Below are 21,019 nucleotides of genomic sequence, written 5' to 3' on the forward strand. Positions count from 1 at the left end.
GGCAATGGCAGAATTTCCATCGAAGGCAAAAGTGGTCATCATCGGTCTGGGCGGCATCGTCGGCGCTTCGATCGCCCACCATCTGGTGGAACGCGGCTGGGACAACATCGTCGGCATCGACAAGTCCGGCATCCCGACCGATATCGGCTCGACCGCCCATGCCTCGGATTTCTGCTACACGACCAGCCACGACTATCTCTCGGTCTGGACCACGCAATATTCGATCGATTTCTACGAGAAGATGGGCCACTACGCCCGCATCGGCGGACTGGAAGTGGCCCGCACCGGCGATGACCTTTGGATGGAGGAGATCAAGCGCAAGCTGACCTCCGCCAAGGCTTTCGGCACCCGCGCCCATTACGTCTCCCCCGCCGAGATCAAGGAAATGTTCCCGCTGATCGAGGAGGATCAGGTCCAGGGCGGCATGTTCGATCCCGATGCTGGCCTCGTCATTCCTCGCAGCCAAACGGTTGCCGGCAAGCTGGTCGATGCCGCCGAAAAGGCCGGCAAGCTGAAGGTGTTCGGCAATACGCCGGCAACCTCGCTGATCGTCGAGAACGGCCGCATCATGGGCGTCGTTACCCATCGCGGCACGATCATGGCCGATCATGTCATCGTCTGCGCCGGCATCTGGGGCCGGCTGATCGCCGAAATGGTGGGAGAGGATTTGCCGGTCATGCCGGTCGATCATCCGCTGACCTTCTTCGGCCCGTTCAACGAGTTTGCCGGCACGGCTAAGGAGATCGGTTATCCGCTGCTGCGCGACCAGGGCAATTCCGCCTATATGCGCGACACCGGCGACCCGAACACGACCGAGGGCGGCCAGATCGAGTGGGGTTATTACGAGACCGACAACCCACGCCTCTGCCATCCGCGCGACATCCTCGAAAAACATGAGGCCCGCCTGTCGCCCTCGCAGCGTGATCTCGACATGGAACAGATCCTGACGCCGCTTGAGCGTGCCATGGAACTGACGCCGATCCTCGGCGAACTAGGCTATAATGAAGGCCATTCCTTCAATGGCCTGCTGCAGGTTTCCGCCGCCGGCGGCCCGTCCTGCGGCGAAAGCCAGAAGGTGCGCGGCCTCTGGTACTGCGTCGCCATCTGGGTCAAGGACGGCCCCGGCTACGGCAAGCTGATCGCCGACTGGATGACCGATGGCCGCACTGAGGTCGACCACAACTCGATCGACTATTCCCGCTTCTACCCGCATCAACTGACCGAAGACTTCATCGAGGGCCGCACCCGCGAGGCCGCGCAAAAGATCTATTTCCCCGCCGTCCACCCGCGCGAACCCTACGCGACCGGCCGCGGCGCCAAGAAGTCTCCTTTCCACGAGCGCGAGAAGGAACTCGGCGGTTACTTCATGGAGCTTGGCGGATGGGAACGGGCCCATGGCTATGCCGCCAACGACCATCTTCTGGAGAAATACGGCAACCGGGTGCCGGTACGCGAGAACGAATGGGACAACCGCCATTTCTGGCGCGTGTCGAACGCCGAGCATCTGGCGATGAGCGAGGATTGCGGCATCGTCAATCTTTCCCATTTCCATATGGTCGACATCGAAGGCCCGGACCATGTCGAGCTGCTGGAATGGCTCTGCGCCGCAAAGATCGGTGGTGACGCCAATATCGGCAAGGGTATCTATACCCACTTCCTCGACGACGAAGGCATGGTGCGCGCCGATTTCACGGTGTTCCGCATGGAGGACAGCTGCCGCCTCGTCAACGGCGCCGATGCCGGCCCGCGCGATTTTCACTACATGAAGCGCATCGCCGAAGACCGCGGCCTTGATGTCACCATTACCGACGTCTCGGAAAAATTCATCACCATCGGCATCTGGGGGCCGAATGCCCGCGATACGCTGAAAAAGGTGGTGGCGGATCCCGCCGGTCTCGACATCGAGAACTTCGCCTTCGCCGCCATCAAGCCGATCGAGATCGCCGGCAAGCCAGTAACCGCCTTCCGCATTTCCTATGTCGGCGAACAGGGCTGGGAACTGCATATGAAATACGAGGACGGCCTCGCCGTCTGGGACGCCCTGCGCGCAACCGGCGTCATGGCCTTCGGCGTCGAGACCTATGCCAATTCCCGCCGCATGGAAAAATCGCTTCGCCTGCAGAACGGCGATCTTCTGACCCAGTACAATCTGATTGAGGCCGATCTCGCACGTCCCAAGGTCAAGGAAGCCGATTTCCGCGGCAAGGCCAAGCACCTGGAATACAAGGCCCGCGCCAATCAGCCGGCCATGCTCTGCACGCTGGTGATGACCGACAACACCGATGCGAGCGGCGTCAAGCGCTACCCGGTGGGCTCGATGCCGGTGATGGATTTGGAGACGGGCAAGACGCTGGTCGACGAACTCGGCCGCATCTCCTACACGACGTCGGTCGCCTATGGCCCAACCATCGGCAAGAACATCGCGCTCGCCTATCTGCCCTGGGATTATTGCCACGTCGGGCGCAAGCTGACCGTGAACTATTTCAACGAGGATTTCCCGGTCGAGGTGGCGGCGGTGGGTTACAAACCGCTTTATGACCCGGAGAATTTGAAGCCTCGGACGTAATTGGACGCTCCCTCATCCCTGTGCTTATCACAGGGATCCAGCCGACGCGCGTCTGCGCGGCGAGAGGAGTCTTTTCAGCTCAAGGACTTGGGCTGGCTGGATTCCTGTGACAAGCACAGGAATGAGGGTTGAGAGAGGCGCGCGGCTCCCCGCCAACCTCAGGCGCTCTGCCGGCGCCCCACCTCGGCACCGCCCGCCAACTCCCCGGCGATCTCCTCCGCAACCTTCTTCGCCTGGTTGCGGATATCCGGCACGGCGGTGATCTCCCAGAATTGCCCCGCGGTCAGCGCGCCGACGGCATAGAGCCTCTGCCGCACGGTTCCATCCGGGCAACAGATACGCGAGCGGGCATCGACGCTGACGCCAAGACCCAGCCTGTCCATGCCGATCACGGATGTCTCCAGCATCTGCTGCAACAGCGGCGAATGGGCGATGCCGGCGCGTTCCATGCCCGTGCAATTGACGATCCAGTCGACGGCTATCTCATGCATCTCGGATGTTCCGCGTTTGCGAAAGCGGATGCCGATACGGCCATCGCTCTCCCTGATCTCGCGAATGAAACCGGCATGCACCGTCACCGTACCGGCGTCGATCAGCGGCTTGAAGCGCGACCAGACCGGTGGGGCCAGCCGGTGCCGGTGGATATTCCACCAAGCGAGCGCATGCCGCATGAAACGGGATCGTTGCGCATCATTCAGTTCCTGCCAGAGATGCTGCGTACGATGCCGCAAGCCGTCCATCAGCCCACGCCAATCAGCTCCTTCGCGCACCTGCGCCCGAAAGCCGGCGAGGATTTCGCTGATCTCGCGGCTTGTCGCAGGCAGCCGGGGTTCGACCGGTTCTGGCTTGATCGTGCTGTGCGGGTGCGGAACGAGCCCACGGCGCGAGATCACATGGATCTTGCCGCGATGTCCGTGGGATCGAAGCGACAGGACCTGATCGACCATCGTCAGTCCGGAGCCCAGAATGCAGATATCGTCATCGGGTTTGACCGAAGAGAGCCAGCCGAGCCGCCATGGGTTCTGCACGATGCGGCGCTGCATCTTTTCCGGAACGAGATCGGACGCGATCGGCATTTCCGCGTTGCCGACACCGAGGCAGAGGGCAACGTGCCTTGCCCGCAGCACCGTGTCATTGTCGAGATGGAATTCGACATCCGCCTCACCGGGCATCATGCAGGCGGTCGCCTTCGCCTTGATGAAATCGACGGCGACGCGATCATCCCGGCGGCGCAGCAGCGAGGCGAGCCTGTCCCTGAGATAAAGCCCGTAATCCCCGCGCGCGGCAAAATAATCACCGACCGGTTTGCGCCCCTTTTCCTTCAGCCAGTTGAGGAAATCGTCAGGTTCATCCGGAAAGGCGCTCATCCGCGCGGCCGGTACATTGAGCCGGTGCAGGTAGAATTCGCTACGATAGGCAGTACCACGACCAAAACCCGGATCATCGCCGATAATGGCAATCGACCGCTCCGGGCCGAGCTGGCGCAGAAGATTGATCGTCAGCGCAATGGCTGAAAAACCGGAACCGACAACAGCGACGTCATAGATCAAGGGCCAACTCCTGCTCTATTTCGGAAAGCCGGTCGCCGTCCCCACGGCGTCCGATATCACTACCAACCTAGTCGGGATTGAACGTCTGTAAAGCCCTCGTTTACGTCAGCCACAGCTGATGCTCGGTTGCATAAACGAAAAAAGCCGCAACATGTTTCCATGCCGCGGCTCCAATTTCGATGCAGTTCGGATCAATTAATCCGGCAGAGCGTAGGCGATCACATAGTCGCCGCGATCGGGCGACTGGCGGGCGCCGCCAGCCGAAATGACGACATACTGCTTGCCGGTCTTCGGCGACTTGTAGGTCATCGGAGTACCCTGGCTGCCAACCGGCATGCGGGCCTTCCAGATTTCCTTGCCCGTGGCCGAGTCGAAGGCACGCAGGTAATAGTCCTGGGTGGCTGCGAAGAACACGAGGCCGCCCTGGGTGGCAAGCGAACCGCCGATGGTCGGCATACCGATCGGCATCGGAATGCCCATCTTGATGCCGAACGGGCCGGTATCCTGCACGGTGCCGAGCGGAACCTGCCACTTGATCTTCTGCGTCTTCATGTCGATGGCGGTGAGCGAGCCGAAAGGCGGCTCCTGGCACGGAATGCCAAGTGCCGACAAGAAACGGTTCTTGTTCACCGCATAGGGCGTGCCCTTCATCGGCACCACGCCCATACCGGTATTGACCGCTTCGCCGCCGTTGGAAACGGCATTGGTCGGTGCTGCTTCCGTCATCTGCACCCAGAGACCCAGGCGCATGTCGTTGAGGAAGATGGTGTTGGTGGTCGGATCGGTGGAGATACCGCCCCAGTTCAGGCCCCCGAGCGAACCCGGGAAGTTGAGGGCCAGATCGGTGCCCGGCGCGGTAAACACGCCGTCATAACGCATGCCCTTGAAGGCGATGCGGCATAGGAGCTGGTCGAACGGGGTTGCACCCCACATGTCGCTTTCGGTCAGAGTCTGGGCGCCGATCTGCGGCATGCCGACCGACATCGGCTGGGTCGGAGAGTATTTTTCGCTCGGAATATTGGCCGGCTTGACCGGAACCTCATCCACCTGCGTCAACGGCTTGCCGGTGGCGCGATCGAGCACGTAGACCTGCCCTGCCTTGGTGCCGAACACCAGAGCCGGAACAGTCGTGCCATCCGCCTTCGAAAAATCGATGAAGGACGGCTGCATCGGCACGTCGAAATCCTGCAGGTCGTTATGAACGGTCTGGTAGACCCATTTTTCACGACCAGTCGTGGCGTCGAGCGCCAGCATGGAGGCACCATACTTGTGGTCGAGATCGCTGCGGGTCTTGCCATAAAGGTCCACCGACGGGCTGCCGACCGGCATGAACACGGTGTTGGAAAGAGCGTCATAGGACATCGCAGCCCAGACGTTTGGCGTCGAGCGCGTATAGGTCTGGCCTTCCGGCGGCAGGCCGGTAATCGCAGGATTGCCCGGATCGAAAGCCCAGCGCAGCTGGCCGGTGATGACGTCGAAACCGCGCATGACGCCGCCCGGCATGTCCACCTGAACGTTGTCGGCGATACGACCGCCAACCACGACGGTGGTGCCTGCAAGCGTCGGCGCAGATGTCAGGACATAGCTCGGATCCGGGGCATCGCCCAGGCCGACCTTAAGGTCGACGCGGCCGTTGGTGCCGAAATCCGGGCAGAATGCGCCGGTATCGGCATCGAGCGCGATCAGCTCGGCCGTGATCGTGTTCATCAGGATACGGCGCTGGCAAAGCGCGCCTTCGGCAACAGTCGCGGCAGTAACCGGCGTAGAGCCGTCAGCCGTCGGCTGTACGAGCGGACGGGTCGCATCGAAATAGGCAAGACCGCGGCAACGCATCCATACGGACGACTTGGCGTTGATCTCGTTCTTCCAGATTTCCTTGCCCGTATCGGCATCGATGGCGATGACGTTGTTATGCGGCGTGCACAGGAACACGCGGTCGCCGACCTGCAGCGGCGTCAGTTGATCTTCCGCGCCGTTGCCGCCGGGGCTGATCGGGGTGTCGCCAGTATTGTAGGTCCAGGCAACCGTCAGGTCCTTGACGTTGTCGCGGGTGATCTGATCGAGCGCGGCAAAGCGCGAGCCGCCAGACGTATTGCCATAGGCTTCCCAGTTCTTCTGTTCCTTGGCCGGATCGACCGGTGTAAGCGCTGCCGGCGTGCCGGAGAAAGCGACGGTCGGGTGCGGCACCATCATGCCGGCGAAACCGGCGACCGCGGCGACGGCCAGAATGGCGGCAACAGCGAAGGACGGCAGATAGGCCGGTGTCTTGCCGGCGGCCTTGCGCAGCAGCGGGAAGCTCAGTGCGATAACCGTTGCCCCCACACCGAAGGCAAGCAGGCGCGAGATCAGCGGCCAGAAATCAAGACCCGCATCCCACAGCGCCCAGAGCACGGTGGCAATTGTGACGAGACCGAACAGCAGCGCGCCGGCAGGCTTGCGAAGAATGACGAGCGCACCGGCGATAACGATTGCAATGCCGGCAAGCAGAAAATACCAGCTGCCGCCGAGCATGACGAGCTTGCCGCCGGCAATGGCAAAAAACAGGCCCGCAAGGGCCAGAACGGCACCGAGCACGAAAAGCCAGGTTTTGGCTATCGCGGACAGGGCGCCCTTTGAGGTTTCCATGTGTGTCTCCAGCTCCAGTTGTGGATTCGACAGTGTCGACAGTCAAAGGCCACAGCAGTGCCGTCAGGAGCGGGGAACAGGATCAAGAACGCACCGTACTTCTGTCGAAGAAACGCAAACGTCAAGCCGAGTGATAGGCAATCGGCGGGTCGGAGGCGTCCCTTTCGAGGACTTCGAGGTCACTTGCCACGCCCTCCCCGCGCGCCAGCGGCAGGCATGCATGCCCGCATCTGCGGTATAACGCCGCCTGCGGCAAAATGGCAAGAAAATGTATGTACTATTCCGTACATAATCTGTTCAACGATTTCGAACGATCTTCAACGTGTTGATATCAGGCGAATTTTGCGCTCGATTGGGGATGAGCCTCACAAGTGGAAGCCTGCAAATATCCGGCCATCCCGGTATCCACTACGGACGCTCGATGACGTAGAAGCTGCGCAGGGTCCGTGCCTCCCTCTTCACGATACGGAGCGGCCCGCCTGTTGCGACCAGAGCGTTGAGTTCTCTCAGCACCAGCGCATGCGCAACCCCGAGAAGCCGGGCAAAGGAGCGACTGTCGAGGGCGATCCCCACTTCGGCGGCAACGATGAGCGCGGCTTGCAGCGATGTCAGCCGCGGATCCTTCGCCTGAAGCTCCGTGACAAGCGAGAGAAACCGCTCGGGCTGGTCGCGATCCTCGTTCACGCCGCCTCGCGTCTGCGGAACGACACCATGATCGACTTAGAGGTCGGCGTGTCGCTTTCCTCTCCGGCACTGCCCAGCGGCACGAGCACGTTCAGCTCGGGATAATAACCGGCAATGCTGCCGCGCGGGATGTCGTAGGGCACGAAGCGGAAATCCTGAGCGACACGGGAGATCCCGTCATCGTAGTCGGTCACGACATCCATCCGGTCACCGGCTTCAGCGCCGATATCCTTCAGGTCTTCGGGATGAATGAAGATCACCTGGCGCTCGCCGTATACACCGCGATAGCGGTCATCGAGACCGTAAACGGTGGTATTGTACTGGTCATGCGAACGGAAGGTCTGCAAGGCGAAACGCCCGCCGCCCTTGCGGGCACGCTGGTGCACCGTCTCCTGCGGCAGCGCGACGGCAGAAAAAGACGCCTTGCCCGCCGGCGTGCTCCATTCGCGATGGGACGCCGTATTGCGCAGATGAAAACCTCGCGGCTTGCGGACACGGGCATTGAAATTCTCGAAGCCCGGAATGGTTGCTCCGATATGATCGCGGATGAGATCGTAATCGTCGGCAAGCGCGGCCCATCGCACGACATCCGTGCCGACTGTCGCTTCGGCAATGCCGGCGATGATGCCGACTTCGGACAGAAGATGCGGTGAGGCGGGACGATTGATGCCGGCTGAGCCATGCACCATGCTCATCGAATCCTCGACAGTGACGAGCTGCGAATTGCCGAGCGAATTGAGATCCATCTCGGTACGGCCAAGGCAGGGCAGGATGTAAGAAACTTCGCCCGGCATCAGATGCGAATGGTTCGGCTTCGTGGCGATATTGACCGTGAGCTTCATCCTTCGCATCGCAGTCTCGACCAGCGCGCTATCGGGCGTCGCACGGGCGAAATTGCCGCCAAGCCCGATAAAGGCCTGTGCGGAACCATCCAGCATCGCACCGATCGCAGCCAGCACGTTATGCCCATCGGCACGCGGCGCGCGGAAACCGAAATGTTTTTCCAGCGCATCGAGAAACGCGGCAGGCGGTTTTTCGTTGATGCCGACCGTGCGGTCCCCCTGCACGTTGGAATGGCCACGCACAGGGCACAGGCCCGCACCCGGCTTGCCGATATTGCCGCGCAGGAACATGAAATTCGAGATTTCGCGGATCGTCGCAACGGAATGCAGGTGCTGCGTAACCCCCATTGCCCAGGTGCAGATCACCTTCTCGGCACGCATGTAAACGGCGGCAGCCCGTTCGATCTCGTCACGGCTCAGGCCCGATTGGTCCTCGATTTCGGCCCAGCTCGTTGCATCGACAGCGGACCTGTAATCGGTAAGGCCAACGCAATGCTCGCTGAGGAATTCATGGTCGAGAACGGATGGCAAGCCGGCAGCAATCGCTGCATCCTCTGCCGCAAACACGGCCTTGGCCATGCCGCGTACCGCCGCCATGTCACCGCCGAGACGCGGCTGGTAATACTGGCTGGCGATCTCCGTCGAGCCGCCGCGCAGCATCTCGATCTTGTCCTGCGGGTCTGAAAAACGCTCCAGCCCCTTTTCGCGAACCGGATTGAACACGACAACATCGGCGCCACGCATGGCGGCACGGCGCAAGTCGCCCAGCATGCGCGGATGATTGGTGCCGGGATTCTGGCCGATGACGAAAATCGCATCCGCCTTTTCGAAATCCTCAAGCAGCACCGTGCCCTTGCCGACGCCGATCGCCTGTTTCAACGCGACACCGCTCGCCTCGTGGCACATGTTCGAGCAATCGGGAAAATTGTTGGTGCCATAGACGCGCACGAACAGCTGGTAGAGATAGGCCGCCTCATTGCTGGCGCGACCGGACGTGTAGAACTCCGCCCGGTCAGGACTGTCGAGGCCCTTGAGAATGCCGCCGATTTCGGCAAAGGCATCCTCCCAGGCGACGGGAAGATACCGGTCGCTCGCCGCGTCATAGCGCATGGGATGGCTGAGACGACCGTTTAGCTCCAGCTCGTAGTCGCTCAGCTTGCGCAGTTCAGAGACAGTATTGGCCGCGAAGAATGCAGGTGTGGCGCGCTTTTCCGTCGCCTCCCAGGAAACGGCTTTCACCCCGTTTTCACAGAACTCAAAGGACGATCCATGTTCGGGATCACCCCAGGCGCAACCCGGACAATCGAAGCCATCCGGCTGGTTTGCCTTCAACATGGTGCGGGCACCAGTGAGCGGTGATCCACTTTCAAGCAGCCGTTTGCCGCAGCTCTTCAACGCACCCCAACCGCCAGCGGCCGAGGACTTCTTACCAATAAACGATCCAGTCATGACAGGTGCTATTGACGATCGTCAAAAGCACTTCAAGCCGACTGTTCGTATGACTCGATAGACAAAGCCTATCAACTCTCCTCGTCACCGCACCCGTGGAATGGTACAGGCCTCTCCACCACCGAAAATGCGCGAGCGGCTGAGAAACCGCTTTTCCCTGCCGTTATCGAGCGAAAACATACCGCCCCTGCCCGGCACGACATCAATGATTAACTGCGTGTGTTTCCACGCCTCGAACTGGCTGCCGCTGATATAGACCGGCACGCCGCCGATCTCACCCAGCTTCACGTCATGGTCACCGATAATGAAATCATCCGCCGGGTAACACATCGGCGATGACCCGTCGCAGCAGCCGCCGGACTGGTGGAAAAGAATTTCCGGGTAGTCCTGTCTTATCTCGGTGATGAGATCGAGCGCCGCATCGGTGGCGGTGACGCGCGGCTCCCCGTTGACATGGGTATTCATGGTCTCTCCTCCCAAAGAGCTTTTGATGCTCAGGTGATGAGCTGAATGAAGTCTATCACGATCGCCATGAAAACACCCGAGACAGTCATCGCCAGGCCGCAGAGAAACACTTTGCTTGCCTTGTCATATACCCGCCGCTGCAGTGAATCGTGCCGCAGAAAGATCACGAGAGAACTCCCCTGCGTGATGATCCCGGCGGAGAGCAGAAGCATCGTCGGCAGGTCGACAAGGGTCCATGGGATCGGATTTTGAGCCCATTGGCTGAGAAATGTCAGCGAGAACGAAAGAATGATCCCGACAACGGTCAGCGTGCCGTTGCGGAAAAGCATCTCGACCAGCGGTTCGTTTTCATTCGACATCGCGGAATATCTCGACTGCCGGATTCTGACTGCCTATCGAATGATCCTTTCGCGAGAATTTCAAGGCCGGTTGATAGGCACGAGAGCCGGGCAGGAGCTCCTGCCCGGCTCTGGCTTGGATCAGAAGAAGCCGAGTTTCTTCGGGCTGTAGCTCACAAGCATGTTCTTGGTCTGCTGATAGTGGTCCAGCATCATCTTGTGCGTCTCGCGACCGATGCCGGACTGCTTGTAGCCGCCGAAAGCCGCATGAGCCGGATAGGCGTGATAGCAATTGGTCCAGACGCGGCCGGCCTGGATCTCGCGGCCGAAGCGATAGGCGCGGTTGCCGTCACGCGTCCAGACCCCGGCACCAAGACCGTAAAGCGTGTCGTTGGCGATCGAGAGCGCCTCGTCCTCATCCTTGAACGTGGTGACCGAAACCACCGGTCCGAAGATTTCCTCCTGGAACACACGCATCTTGTTGTGGCCCTTGAAGATCGTCGGCTTGATGTAATAGCCGTTCGCCAGCTCTCCGCCGAGATCGTTGCGATCGCCGCCGGTCAACACTTCGGCACCTTCCTGCTTGCCGATATCGAGATAGGAGAGGATCTTCTCCATCTGCTCGCTGGATGCCTGCGCACCTATCATCGTGGCGCTGTCGAGCGGGTTACCCTGCACGATCGCTTCCACCCGCTTGACGGCTCGTTCCATGAAGCGGTCGTAGATGCTCTCATGGACCAGCGCGCGGCTCGGGCATGTGCAGACCTCACCCTGGTTGAGCGCGAACATCGCGAACCCTTCCAGCGCCTTGTCGAGGAAGTCGTCGTCTTCGTTCGCCACATCGGCGAAGAAGATGTTCGGCGACTTGCCGCCGAGTTCCAGCGTCACCGGAATGAGGTTCTGGCTGGCATATTGCATGATAAGCCGGCCTGTCGTCGTCTCGCCGGTAAAGGCGATCTTGGCGATGCGCGGGCTCGATGCCAGCGGCTTGCCGGCTTCGAGGCCAAAACCGTTGACGATGTTGAGCACGCCCGGAGGCAGGAGATCGCCGATGATTTCCGCCCAGACCAGCAGCGAGGCCGGCGTCTGTTCGGCCGGCTTGATGACGACGCAATTGCCGGCGGCAAGCGCAGGCGCCAGCTTCCAGGCGGCCATCAGGATCGGAAAATTCCACGGAATGATCTGGCCGACGACGCCGAGCGGCTCATGGAAATGATAGGCGACGGTATCGTTGTCGATCTGGCCGATCGAACCTTCCTGCGCGCGAATGCAGGAAGCGAAATAGCGGAAATGGTCGATGGCGAGCGGAATGTCGGCCGCCATGGTTTCGCGGATCGGCTTGCCGTTGTCCCAGGTTTCGGCCTGGGCCAGCACTTCCAGCTTGTCCTCCATCCGCTGGGCGATCTTCATCAGGATGTTGGAACGCTCGGCCGGTGCAGTGCGGCCCCACTTGTCCTTTGCGGCATGCGCGGCATCGAGCGCGGCGTTGATGTCCTTCTCGTCCGAACGCGGAATTTCACACAACTTGCCGCCGGTGACCGGCGTGATGTTGTCGAAATACTTGCCGCCGATCGGCTCCCTCCACTCGCCGCCGATATAGTTGCCGTATTTCAGCTTGAACGGCGATTCGACGATTTTCTGGTGCAGCATGTCATCCTCCCATGATGAGCTGGCTTCCCGGTTCGGGACCGGGCTGGAAGGAAATCTGCGTCGTCCCAGTCTTGACGAAAAGCAGGCTGCGACCATATGGCGGCGCACACTGTCGCACCCTTGCGACAGTGGAACGCCGCAAACCATGCGGCACCGCAACAGAATTCGATTTACCTCAGTGGAGACCGAAACGGTTCATCTTGCGGTGAAGCGTTGCCCGGCTCATGCCGAGCGCAATAGCCGCCTGCGAGACATTGCCGTTGGCGCGCGACAGGGCGCGCATCAACGCCGCCCGTTCCGCTTCGACCAGATCCTGGCGATCGCCTGCCCGGTTCTCATCGAGAGCATCCGCAGCCGGGATGCCGGCGGCGATACGGCTGTCGTCCAGCGCAAGAGCCAAGCGCGCCGCACGCGTCGCGCCGATGACCAGATCGTTGCGATCGACCGCAAGAAGTGCCGCCGCCGCATGTGCGGCCTGCGGCACCATCAGGAAACGGGCGCCAGGAAAGGCGGATCGGAACAGGTTAAGTTCAATCCTGAGCGCCGCATCGCGCACCGTTTGGGAAAGAATCGAGAGCATCATTTCATTGACGTCGTCCCGACATGTGGAAATATCGAGCGCCGCCGCCACTTCACCGCGATGATCGCGGATAGGTGCGGTAGTGCAGCTCAATCCCGTATTGGACGAAAAGAAATGCTGGTCGCGAAAGATCGAAACCGCTCGTTCGTCCGCCAGTGCCGTACCGATACCGTTGGTTCCGATACTCGCCTCGGTCCAGATCGCCGCCGTCCAAAGGCCGAGATCGTGGAAGTCCCGGTCATCCCCCGCCGTGCCGCGCCGTTCCAGCGCGACACCGTTTCGGTCGGTCAGCAACAGACAGCAGCCCGACCTGCCGACGGTCGAAAACAGCTTGTCCATTTCCTCGCGCGCCTCGACGATCAGACGCTCCGAAGCCTGCCGCGTCTGGCGGAATTCGCTCTCTGTAAGGCGTTCGGGTGCGCGTTCCTGCTCGGGCGCAAGATGGTGCATAACCATGCAGCGCCGCCACGAAGCAACGACAGGTGAGCTTGCGGCAGCGGACTGGGCCGAGGCGTAGACCTCGTCCGCATGCAGGGAAACGGGATGCATGGGCTCCTCCCGGGCCAATTCTTGCATCAAGTTTCGCTAAAAAGCCGGTGCTTTGCAATCGTCAAGCAGACGCCCCACGAACTATTTATCGAAATACCACAGGCGGCCTCAAGGCGGGCCAATCACGCAGCCTCTCGCGTCAACGGCTCGCATCTGGCAAAAGGCGCAAAGGCATGCCGTACGCGCAGGATCGTTTCCGGTTCGGCATCCACCAGTGGCAAGCGGACTTCAGCCGGTGACTGATGGAGGAAGAACTGCGCCTCCTTCAGCGCGGCAACGTCATCCCCACCAACAGCCGCCGAAGAGACGGACATGGCCTGCAGCAGAGAATGGCAGCCGCTACCACGCTCCGCCATGGCCACCATGGTCTGCACCGGAGATGGGATGATATTGGCCAACGCCGACAAAGCGCCGTGCCCACCCAAATCCAGGAATTCCATCAGCTTCCTGTCATCTCTCGAAAGATGCATGAACCGGTCCCTGAGCGATGCCGGCAAGGCTGCGAAATGTTCGAGACGCCCGGCGCCATGGCATATGCCGACGACAGGATCGATTTCGGCAAGCGCATCCACCAGCGCCGAGCCGTAGTCCTTTGCCGTGCGCCCCGGATCGTCATCCACAATAACCGGGATACCGACTGCAGCAGTGATTTCACGAAAATGATTGATCACTCCCTTGAGCGTCGGTTTCGAATAATACGGCACCGTCACCAGCAAGGCATCGGCACCGAGTTCTTCGGCGCGGCGGCATCGCTCCACGGTCTTTGCCGTGCAGTTTGTGCCGGTCGCAGCTATCACGCTCAGATGTGGCCGGCCGTGCGAAACAGCGGTTTTCAGCAGGCTCTGGTGTTCATCCGAGCCGAGCACCGGCCCCTCGCCGATAACGTCGCAAACAACAATTCCATCCACTTCGGCGATGATCTGCCGATCGATCGCCGCTTCGAATTCCGAAAGATCGATCCGGCCATCGTTGAAGGGGCTCAAAAGGGGTGTGTAAGTTTGACGCCTTGCACGAAGTAAGGGTGTCATGGTTTGGCTCCTGTTTTACAGAAACCAACATCGCTCCTGCCGCATAGGATTTCGATATGTGGGGCGAGACTATGACATCAAAGTCTTATATGCATCCATTTGCCTTGACCGCGGCGATGCACCATATTCCGCGCCAGACATATACATCGAACGACACCTTGGCCCTGCGCCTGGAGACTTTATGACCGCATCGCATGCCGCCGCTTCCGATACCACTTCGGAAACCCGCAAATTTCTTGTGCTGCTGCTAGGGTCGATCGGGGTCGTATATGGCGACATCGGCACGAGCCCGCTTTATGCATTCCGCGAGGCGTTGCGCCCGTTTGCGGCCAACGGTATTCGTGACGAGCACGTAATAGGCCTGATCTCGCTGATGGTCTGGACACTGACCATCATAGTAACGTTCAAATACGTTCTGTTTCTTCTGCGTGCAGACAATGACGGTGAAGGCGGCACGCTTTCGCTCCTGGCGCTTCTGATGAAGAAGACCGGAAGCTACATGCCGGTGCTCTTCTTTGCCGGCCTGATCGGTTCGGCGCTGTTCATCGGCGATGCAATGATTACCCCGGCGCTCTCTGTCATGTCGGCGCTCGAAGGCATGAAGCTTATCACGCCTGCTTTCTCCGGTTACGTCCTGCCACTCTCCGCTGCCATCATGATCTGTCTGTTCATGGTCCAGTCCAAGGGCACCGCGGCCGTCATGAAATTCTTCGGGCCGATCACCGTCGTGTGGTTCCTTGCCATGGCCTGGGGCGGCCTCATCCATATCGGTGACGACTGGACGATCCTGCAGGCCCTCAACCCGATCAACGCTCTCTGGTTCATCACCCATGCTGGCTGGGCCGGACTGATCGTGCTCGGCGCCGTATTCCTGACCGTCACCGGTGCCGAAGCGCTTTATGCGGACCTCGGGCATTTCGGCAGGAAGCCGATCAGCGTCGCCTGGTTCATCCTCGTCTTCCCGGCGCTTGGCCTGAACTATCTCGGCCAGGGCGCGCTCGTGCTTGCCGATCCAACGAAGATTTCCAATCCGTTCTATCTGCTTTATCCCGATTGGGCGCTGTTGCCGATGGTGATTCTTGCCACAATGGCGACGATCATCGCCAGCCAGGCGGTCATTACCGGGGCCTTTTCGCTGGCACGCCAGGCCGTCCATCTCGGCTTCCTGCCGCGCCTCGCGATCAAGTTCACCTCCGAAACCAATACCGGGCAGATCTATGTGCCCGCCGTCAACATGGTTCTCTGCATCGGCGTTCTGGTATTGATCTTCTCCTTCGGAGATTCGGAATCGCTTGCCACCGCCTATGGCATCTCGGTCACCGGCGCGATGGTGGTCACGACGCTGATGTCCTTCCAGTTCCTGCGCGCCGTATGGGGTTACAAGGCCATAACGGCTGCGATCATTCTCGGGCCGCTTTTCGTCATCGAGGCGATATTCCTCGCCGCCAACCTTCTCAAGGTACATGACGGCGGCTGGGTGCCGGTCATGCTGGCGCTGGTCATAATGCTGACCATGTGGACATGGACGAAGGGATCGAAATACCTGAAGGAAAAGACGGCCAAGAACGACATTCCGCTGGAAACCTTCATCACCTCGATTGAAAGCTCCATCGAGCGGGAAACCGCCAGCGCACCTGTGACCGTGCCCGGAACCGCGGTCTTCCTGACCAGCGTGCCAGATCGCACCCCCGCCGTTCTGTTGCACAATCTGAAGCACAACCACGTCCTGCACGAACAGAACGTTATCCTGACCATCTGGACCCAGGACAAGCCCTATGTGCCGCAGGAGGAACGTGTCGAGATGACAAGACTGTCGAAGCGCTTCATCCGCCTCGACATCACATTCGGCTACATGGATGAGCCCAACGTCGCCAAGGCTCTGACCGTCTGCAAGAAAAAGGGCTTCAAGTTTGAAATCATGCAGACCTCTTTCTATCTCGGCCGCCGCAATCTGATCGAAACGCCGAATACCGGCCTGCCGCGCTGGCAGGAAAAGCTCTATATCATGCTCGCCGATTTCGGCATCGATCCTTCAGCCTATTTCAAGCTGCCGCCGAACCGCGTGGTGGAACTGGGTGAGCAGGTCGCGATTTAAAGCAATTCCAGCAAAAGTGGACACCGGTTTACGGCCGGAATTGCCTTTAAACAAAGAGATAGAGCGCCATGACCGTCGTCGCCTCCTATGTATACACGAACGGAAAGCGCGGGCGTCCTCTCCCGATAGACGAACCGTGCCCGGCGCTGACTGGTGACGAATTCGCCTGGATCGGACTGCACGAGCCGACCGAAGACGAGCTGAAAACGCTCGCCAGAACCTACGGCCTACACGAACTGGCGGTCGAGGATGCGCTGCATGCCCATCAGATCCCCAAGGTGGAAGCCTATGGCGAACAGCTCTTCGTTGTTGCCAAGACCGCACATCTGGAAGGCGACAAGATCTGCTACGGTGAGACCGCGATCTTTGTCGGGCGCCACCACATCATTACCGTGCGGCACGGCTCGTTGCGCAATCATATCGGCGTCCGCGCCCAGCTCGAAGCCTCCCCCCGCCTCCTGGCGCAAGGCCCGGATTATGTCCTGCACGGCATTCTCGACTTTATCGTCGACGGCTATCTGCCGACTGTTCAGACGATCGAGGACCGGGTTCTGGAAATGGAACAGAGGATGCTCGCCAACTTCCTCGAACGTGACCAGATCCGCCGTCTGTTCAGACTGAGGCGCCAGCTGATCCTGTTCGGCCGCATTCTCGGCCCGATGTCGGAACTGGTGGGCAAGCTGGTCAATCTCGACCTGCCCTGCCTCGACAAGCATGCCAAACCCTATTTTCGCGATGTGCTGGATCACACCAGACGGGTGGAAAGCATGGTCGGCGGCTTGCGCGAAGTCATCACCTCGGTCTTCGAGGCCTCGAACCTTCTGGAACAGCAGCGCCAGGGCGTCATCACCAGGCAGCTCGCCTCATGGGCTGCAATTCTGGCCGTACCGACCGCCGTCGCCGGTATTTACGGCATGAACTTCGAGAACATGCCGGAGCTGAAGACCGAATACGGCTATTTCGTCGTGCTCGGTGCAATCTCCATACTCTGCGGTCTGCTTTATTATCGCTTCAAGAAGGTCGGCTGGCTTTAACCTCGGATCAATCCGGCGCGGCCAGACGATAGCCGACGCCGGTCTCCGTCAGGATATATCGCGGCTGGTCGGGCGTGGCCTCGATCTTCTGCCTGAGCTGGCGCACATAGACGCGCAGATATTGCACGTCGGTCAACCCATCCCAGACATGCTCCAGCAGGAACCGGTGGGTCAGCACCTTGCCGGCATGCTGGACGAGAATGCGCAGGATGTCGTATTCCTTCGGCGACAGCTTCACGTCGCGGCCTGCCACCTTAACGATCCGCTTGACCAGATCGACCGACAGCTCACCGGTCTGGAAAACCGGCTTTTCGCCCTGCGCTTGCAGCCGGTGGCGAAGCGCCACGCGGATGCGCGCGCCGAGCTCGCTCATCCCGAAGGGTTTCGTCACATAGTCGTCGGCCCCAAGTTCCAGCGCCTTGACGATGCCCGCCTCGTCGGTGCGGCTCGACAGGATGACGATCGGCAGCGTCATTCCCTCGCCGCGCCATTTTGCCAGGAGATCGTGGCCGGACATATCGGGAAGGCCGAGATCGAGGATGATAAGATCCGGCTTGTCGCTGACCGCCAGCTCCATGGCCACCTTCGCATTCATCGCCTCGCTTACGGCATAGGCCTGCGCGCTCAAACCCACGCGCAACAGCTTGCGGATCGGCGGCTCGTCATCAACGATCAGAATGCGCACGGCGTTTTCAGTCATTTTCGTCTCCCAAGATCGGCACGTCCACGGGAACCGGCATCCTGATGGTAAAGATCGCACCCGAACGGTCGGACCGGTTATGCGCCTGGATCGTGCCGCCCATCGCTTCGACGAAACCGCGGCAGATGGCAAGCCCGAGCCCGGTTCCCGCCCTCACCTGATCGCTTTTGCGCACCCGATAGAAACTGTCGAAGATCCGCTCCAGGTCCTCCGGCGGCACGCCGGGTCCTTCGTCCATCACGGAGAGGAGGACGGCATTGCCATCCTTCTGTCCCCTGATCTCGATCACCGTGCCCTCCGGCGCATATTTGGCGGCGTTGTCGATCAGGTTGAACAGGACCTGTTCGAACAGCACGGGATCGACTTTCAGCATCGGCAGATCGGCCGGAATGCCGACTTCCACCGTGTGGCCCGATGCGATCTTCGCCGCCCGGCCAAGCGCCGTGCCCACCATGTCACCGGCGAAATGCAGGGCGTAGTTCGGCTGCATTGCGCCGGAACCGAGCCGCGTCATGTCAAGCAGGTTGACGATAAAGCGGTTGAGCCGCTCGGATTCATCGATGACGGTCGACAAAAGCTCCGCCCGCGTTTCTTCCGGCAATTGCGGTCCCAGATCCTTCAACATGTCGGCCGAACCCATGATCGCCGCAAGCGGTGTCTTCAGGTCATGGCTGATCGAGGTGAGAAGCGCTGTGCGCAGCCGGTCGGTTTCTGCCGCAAGCCTTGCCTTGTCGACATCCGACACCAATTGCACCCGCTCGATCGCGAGAGCCGCCTGATCTGCCAGCGCATCGAACAGCCGCTGCTGTTCGGGCGTAAGAAGCGGCCCCTGCCTGTCATTGTCGAGACCTATGACGCCGACCGCCTCACGACCGGTTCGAAGCGGCAGGTAAAGGCGCTTGGCGCCGGGCAGCGTATCGGCGGCGCGGCCGGCGGGGCGATTGTGCTCCCAGGCCCATCTGGCGGCAGCGATATCGGCATCGACCAGCGTATCGTCTGGCGGATAGCCTGCTTTCACCGCGATCGTTCCATTCTCCGGCAAGAGGATGACAACCCTTACCTTCAACATCGAGGCGATCTGGAAGGCGGTAACCCACAGCACATCGTCCAGCGTACCGGTGCTCGCAAGCTTCTTGGAGAAGAGATAGAGATCTTCCGTCGTCCGCGCCCTTTGACGGGCAGAAACCGCTTGCCGCTGCACCGCCGCCGTGAGGTTGGAGGCGACGACCGCCACGCCGAGATAGAAGAGCAGCGCGATCACGCTTTCCGGATCGCGGATCGTGAATGTGTAGCGCGGTTCGAGAAAGAAGAAGTTGAAGGCAACGGCCCCGAGAAGCGAGGCAAACAATCCCGGCCCCAGCCCGCCCCGGACCGCCGAAGCAAGAACCGCCATCAGGAAGACCAGCGCCAGATTACGCACGTCGAATGTCTGGTCGAGCGCAACGCCTGCGGCGATTGCCAGCGCAACGAAGACCGTGCTTTGCAGATAGTGTTTTACCCGGAAAGGTCTTGGCGCCTGCGCGACCTTCACACCGCGGTCTGCCTCACCATCCTTCTGATCACCGGAAATCACATGGACGCTGATATGACCGGCATGGCGGATCAGGTCATGAGTGACGGAGGCTTGCCAGAACTGCAGCCAGCGCGGTTTTGCGGGCCGGCCGACAACGATATGGGTGAAATTGTTGGCATTGGCGTAGGCGATGATTTCGCGTGACGGAGAACGCCCCGGCAGCGTCACAGCCTCTGCCCCGAGCTGCTGCGCCAGCCGCATGTTGGCCGCCAACCGGTCCTTGTCCTCCTCCGAAAGCGCGGCATCCTGCGGGGTGTCTAGGTGCAATACTACCCAGGGCGCTCTAAGCCGATCCGCCTGCCTTCGGGCATAACGCACCAGGCTTGCTCCGTTGCGGCCATGATCCAGGCAGACGAGCAGTCTGTCGCCCGCCGCCCACGGGCCGGAAATCGCATTCGCCTGCATGTGGTTGAGCAATTGCTCGTCGACGCGCTGGGCGGTACGCCGCAAAGCCAGTTCGCGCAGCGCCGTCAGGTTGCCCGGCGAAAAGTAGTTCTCGATCGCCCGACGCGCCGTCTTCGGCATATAGACCTTGCCGTCGTTGAGACGCTTGATCAGGTCGTCGGGGGTGATGTCGATGATCTCGACATCATCGGCCCGGTCGATGATCAGGTCCGGCACCGTTTCGCGCACCCGGATGCGGGTGATCTGCGCCACGACATCATTGAGGCTCTCGACATGCTGGATATTGAGGGTCGAATAGACGTCGATGCCCTGCGCCAGCAGTTCCTGCACATCCATGTAACGTTTCGGATGGCGGCTGCCGCTCGCATTCGTATGTGCCAGTTCATCCACCAGAACCAGCGCTGGACGGCGGGCGAGGATGGCATCGAGATCCATTTCCTCGAGGTTCTGGCCGCGATAATCGATCTGTCTGCGGCCAACGATCTCGAACCCTTCGGTGAGCGCCTCGGTTTCCTTGCGGCCATGGGTCTCCACCACGCCGATCACCACATCGACCCCGTCTGCCTGCGCGGCACGGCCGGACATCAGCATTTCATAGGTCTTGCCGACGCCGGGGGCGGCCCCGAGAAAGATCTTCAGCCGCCCACGCCCCTCCCGCTCCGCCGCGCGCAAAAGCGCATCCGGTGAAGGGCGGGTCTCGGTGTCTCGGCCGTTCCCAGGATTGGCGTCGGGCATGATTTACCTGTTCAAGGACTAATGGCGTCTGCCCCTCACCCGGCCTCCGCTGCGCTCGGCCATCCTCTCCCCGCAAGCGGGGCGAGGAGAAGCGGAGAGCTTGCGGCTTGTCTCCTTCTTCGCGTATCGACGGGGAGAAGGTGCCGGCAGG

The 21,019-nt window shown here is 60.7% G+C and carries 14 protein-coding genes; 3 read left to right on the plus strand and 11 right to left on the minus strand.

Annotation, left to right across the window (positions count from 1 at the left end; all coding sequences use genetic code 11):
- The first annotated feature begins 4 nt into the window (after positions 1-4).
- Entirely contained in the window at positions 5-2,566 is a 2,562-nt protein-coding gene (locus HNQ72_RS07710; RefSeq protein WP_183991054.1) for a GcvT family protein, read from the plus strand.
- Positions 2,567-2,724: 158 nt separating this feature from the next.
- On the opposite strand, the gene HNQ72_RS07715 is transcribed toward HNQ72_RS07710, so the two are convergent.
- From HNQ72_RS07715 to HNQ72_RS07755, 9 genes are all read right to left on the minus strand, one after another.
- Complete coding sequence (locus HNQ72_RS07715; RefSeq protein ID WP_183991056.1) at positions 2,725-4,116, minus strand: FAD/NAD(P)-binding protein; 1,392 nt, start codon at positions 4,114-4,116, stop codon at positions 2,725-2,727.
- Between the two features lie 195 nt (positions 4,117-4,311).
- The gene (locus tag HNQ72_RS07720) at positions 4,312-6,741 is read right to left on the minus strand and encodes a glucose/quinate/shikimate family membrane-bound PQQ-dependent dehydrogenase (protein ID WP_183991058.1); all 2,430 of its coding nucleotides are present in this window, start codon (positions 6,739-6,741) and stop codon (positions 4,312-4,314) included.
- A 408-nt stretch (positions 6,742-7,149) separates the two neighbouring features.
- The gene (locus HNQ72_RS07725; protein WP_183991060.1) at positions 7,150-7,425 is read right to left on the minus strand and encodes a hypothetical protein; all 276 of its coding nucleotides are present in this window, start codon (positions 7,423-7,425) and stop codon (positions 7,150-7,152) included.
- The gene (locus HNQ72_RS07730) at positions 7,422-9,716 is read right to left on the minus strand and encodes an FdhF/YdeP family oxidoreductase (RefSeq protein WP_183991062.1); all 2,295 of its coding nucleotides are present in this window, start codon (positions 9,714-9,716) and stop codon (positions 7,422-7,424) included. The genes HNQ72_RS07725 and HNQ72_RS07730 overlap by 4 nt, the downstream gene beginning before the upstream one ends.
- 84 nt (positions 9,717-9,800) lie before the next feature.
- Positions 9,801-10,181: a DUF779 domain-containing protein gene (locus HNQ72_RS07735; protein ID WP_183991064.1), complete on the minus strand. Its 381-nt coding sequence runs from the start codon at positions 10,179-10,181 to the stop codon at positions 9,801-9,803.
- Positions 10,182-10,210: 29 nt separating this feature from the next.
- Complete coding sequence (locus HNQ72_RS07740; protein WP_183991065.1) at positions 10,211-10,540, minus strand: hypothetical protein; 330 nt, start codon at positions 10,538-10,540, stop codon at positions 10,211-10,213.
- Positions 10,541-10,660: 120 nt separating this feature from the next.
- Entirely contained in the window at positions 10,661-12,169 is a 1,509-nt protein-coding gene (gene adh, locus HNQ72_RS07745) for an aldehyde dehydrogenase (RefSeq protein ID WP_183991067.1), read from the minus strand.
- Positions 12,170-12,344: 175 nt separating this feature from the next.
- Positions 12,345-13,298 carry a helix-turn-helix domain-containing protein gene (locus tag HNQ72_RS07750; protein WP_183991069.1) on the minus strand — a complete coding sequence of 318 codons (954 nt, stop codon included), beginning with the start codon at positions 13,296-13,298 and terminating at the stop codon, positions 12,345-12,347.
- A 122-nt stretch (positions 13,299-13,420) separates the two neighbouring features.
- Positions 13,421-14,326, minus strand: a complete 906-nt coding sequence (locus tag HNQ72_RS07755; protein WP_183991071.1) for a dihydrodipicolinate synthase family protein — start codon at positions 14,324-14,326, stop codon at positions 13,421-13,423.
- Between the two features lie 181 nt (positions 14,327-14,507).
- Here HNQ72_RS07755 and HNQ72_RS07760 point away from each other — a divergent pair, with 181 nt between their 5' ends.
- Both HNQ72_RS07760 and HNQ72_RS07765 read left to right on the plus strand, forming a co-directional pair.
- On the plus strand, positions 14,508-16,421 hold the full coding sequence (locus HNQ72_RS07760; protein WP_183991073.1) for a potassium transporter Kup: 1,914 nt from the start codon (positions 14,508-14,510) through the stop codon (positions 16,419-16,421).
- Between the two features lie 68 nt (positions 16,422-16,489).
- Entirely contained in the window at positions 16,490-17,455 is a 966-nt protein-coding gene (locus tag HNQ72_RS07765; RefSeq protein WP_183991075.1) for a magnesium and cobalt transport protein CorA, read from the plus strand.
- Positions 17,456-17,462: 7 nt separating this feature from the next.
- On the opposite strand, the gene HNQ72_RS07770 is transcribed toward HNQ72_RS07765, so the two are convergent.
- A complete protein-coding gene (locus HNQ72_RS07770) occupies positions 17,463-18,155 on the minus strand; it encodes a response regulator transcription factor (protein ID WP_183820861.1) in 693 nt (230 codons plus the stop codon).
- Entirely contained in the window at positions 18,148-20,868 is a 2,721-nt protein-coding gene (locus HNQ72_RS07775; RefSeq protein ID WP_183991076.1) for a sensor histidine kinase, read from the minus strand. The genes HNQ72_RS07770 and HNQ72_RS07775 overlap by 8 nt, the downstream gene beginning before the upstream one ends.
- Positions 20,869-21,019 lie beyond the last annotated feature (151 nt).

The sequence above is a fragment of the Aliirhizobium wenxiniae genome (assembly GCF_014201355.1).
Lineage (GTDB): Bacteria > Pseudomonadota > Alphaproteobacteria > Rhizobiales > Rhizobiaceae > Neorhizobium > Neorhizobium wenxiniae.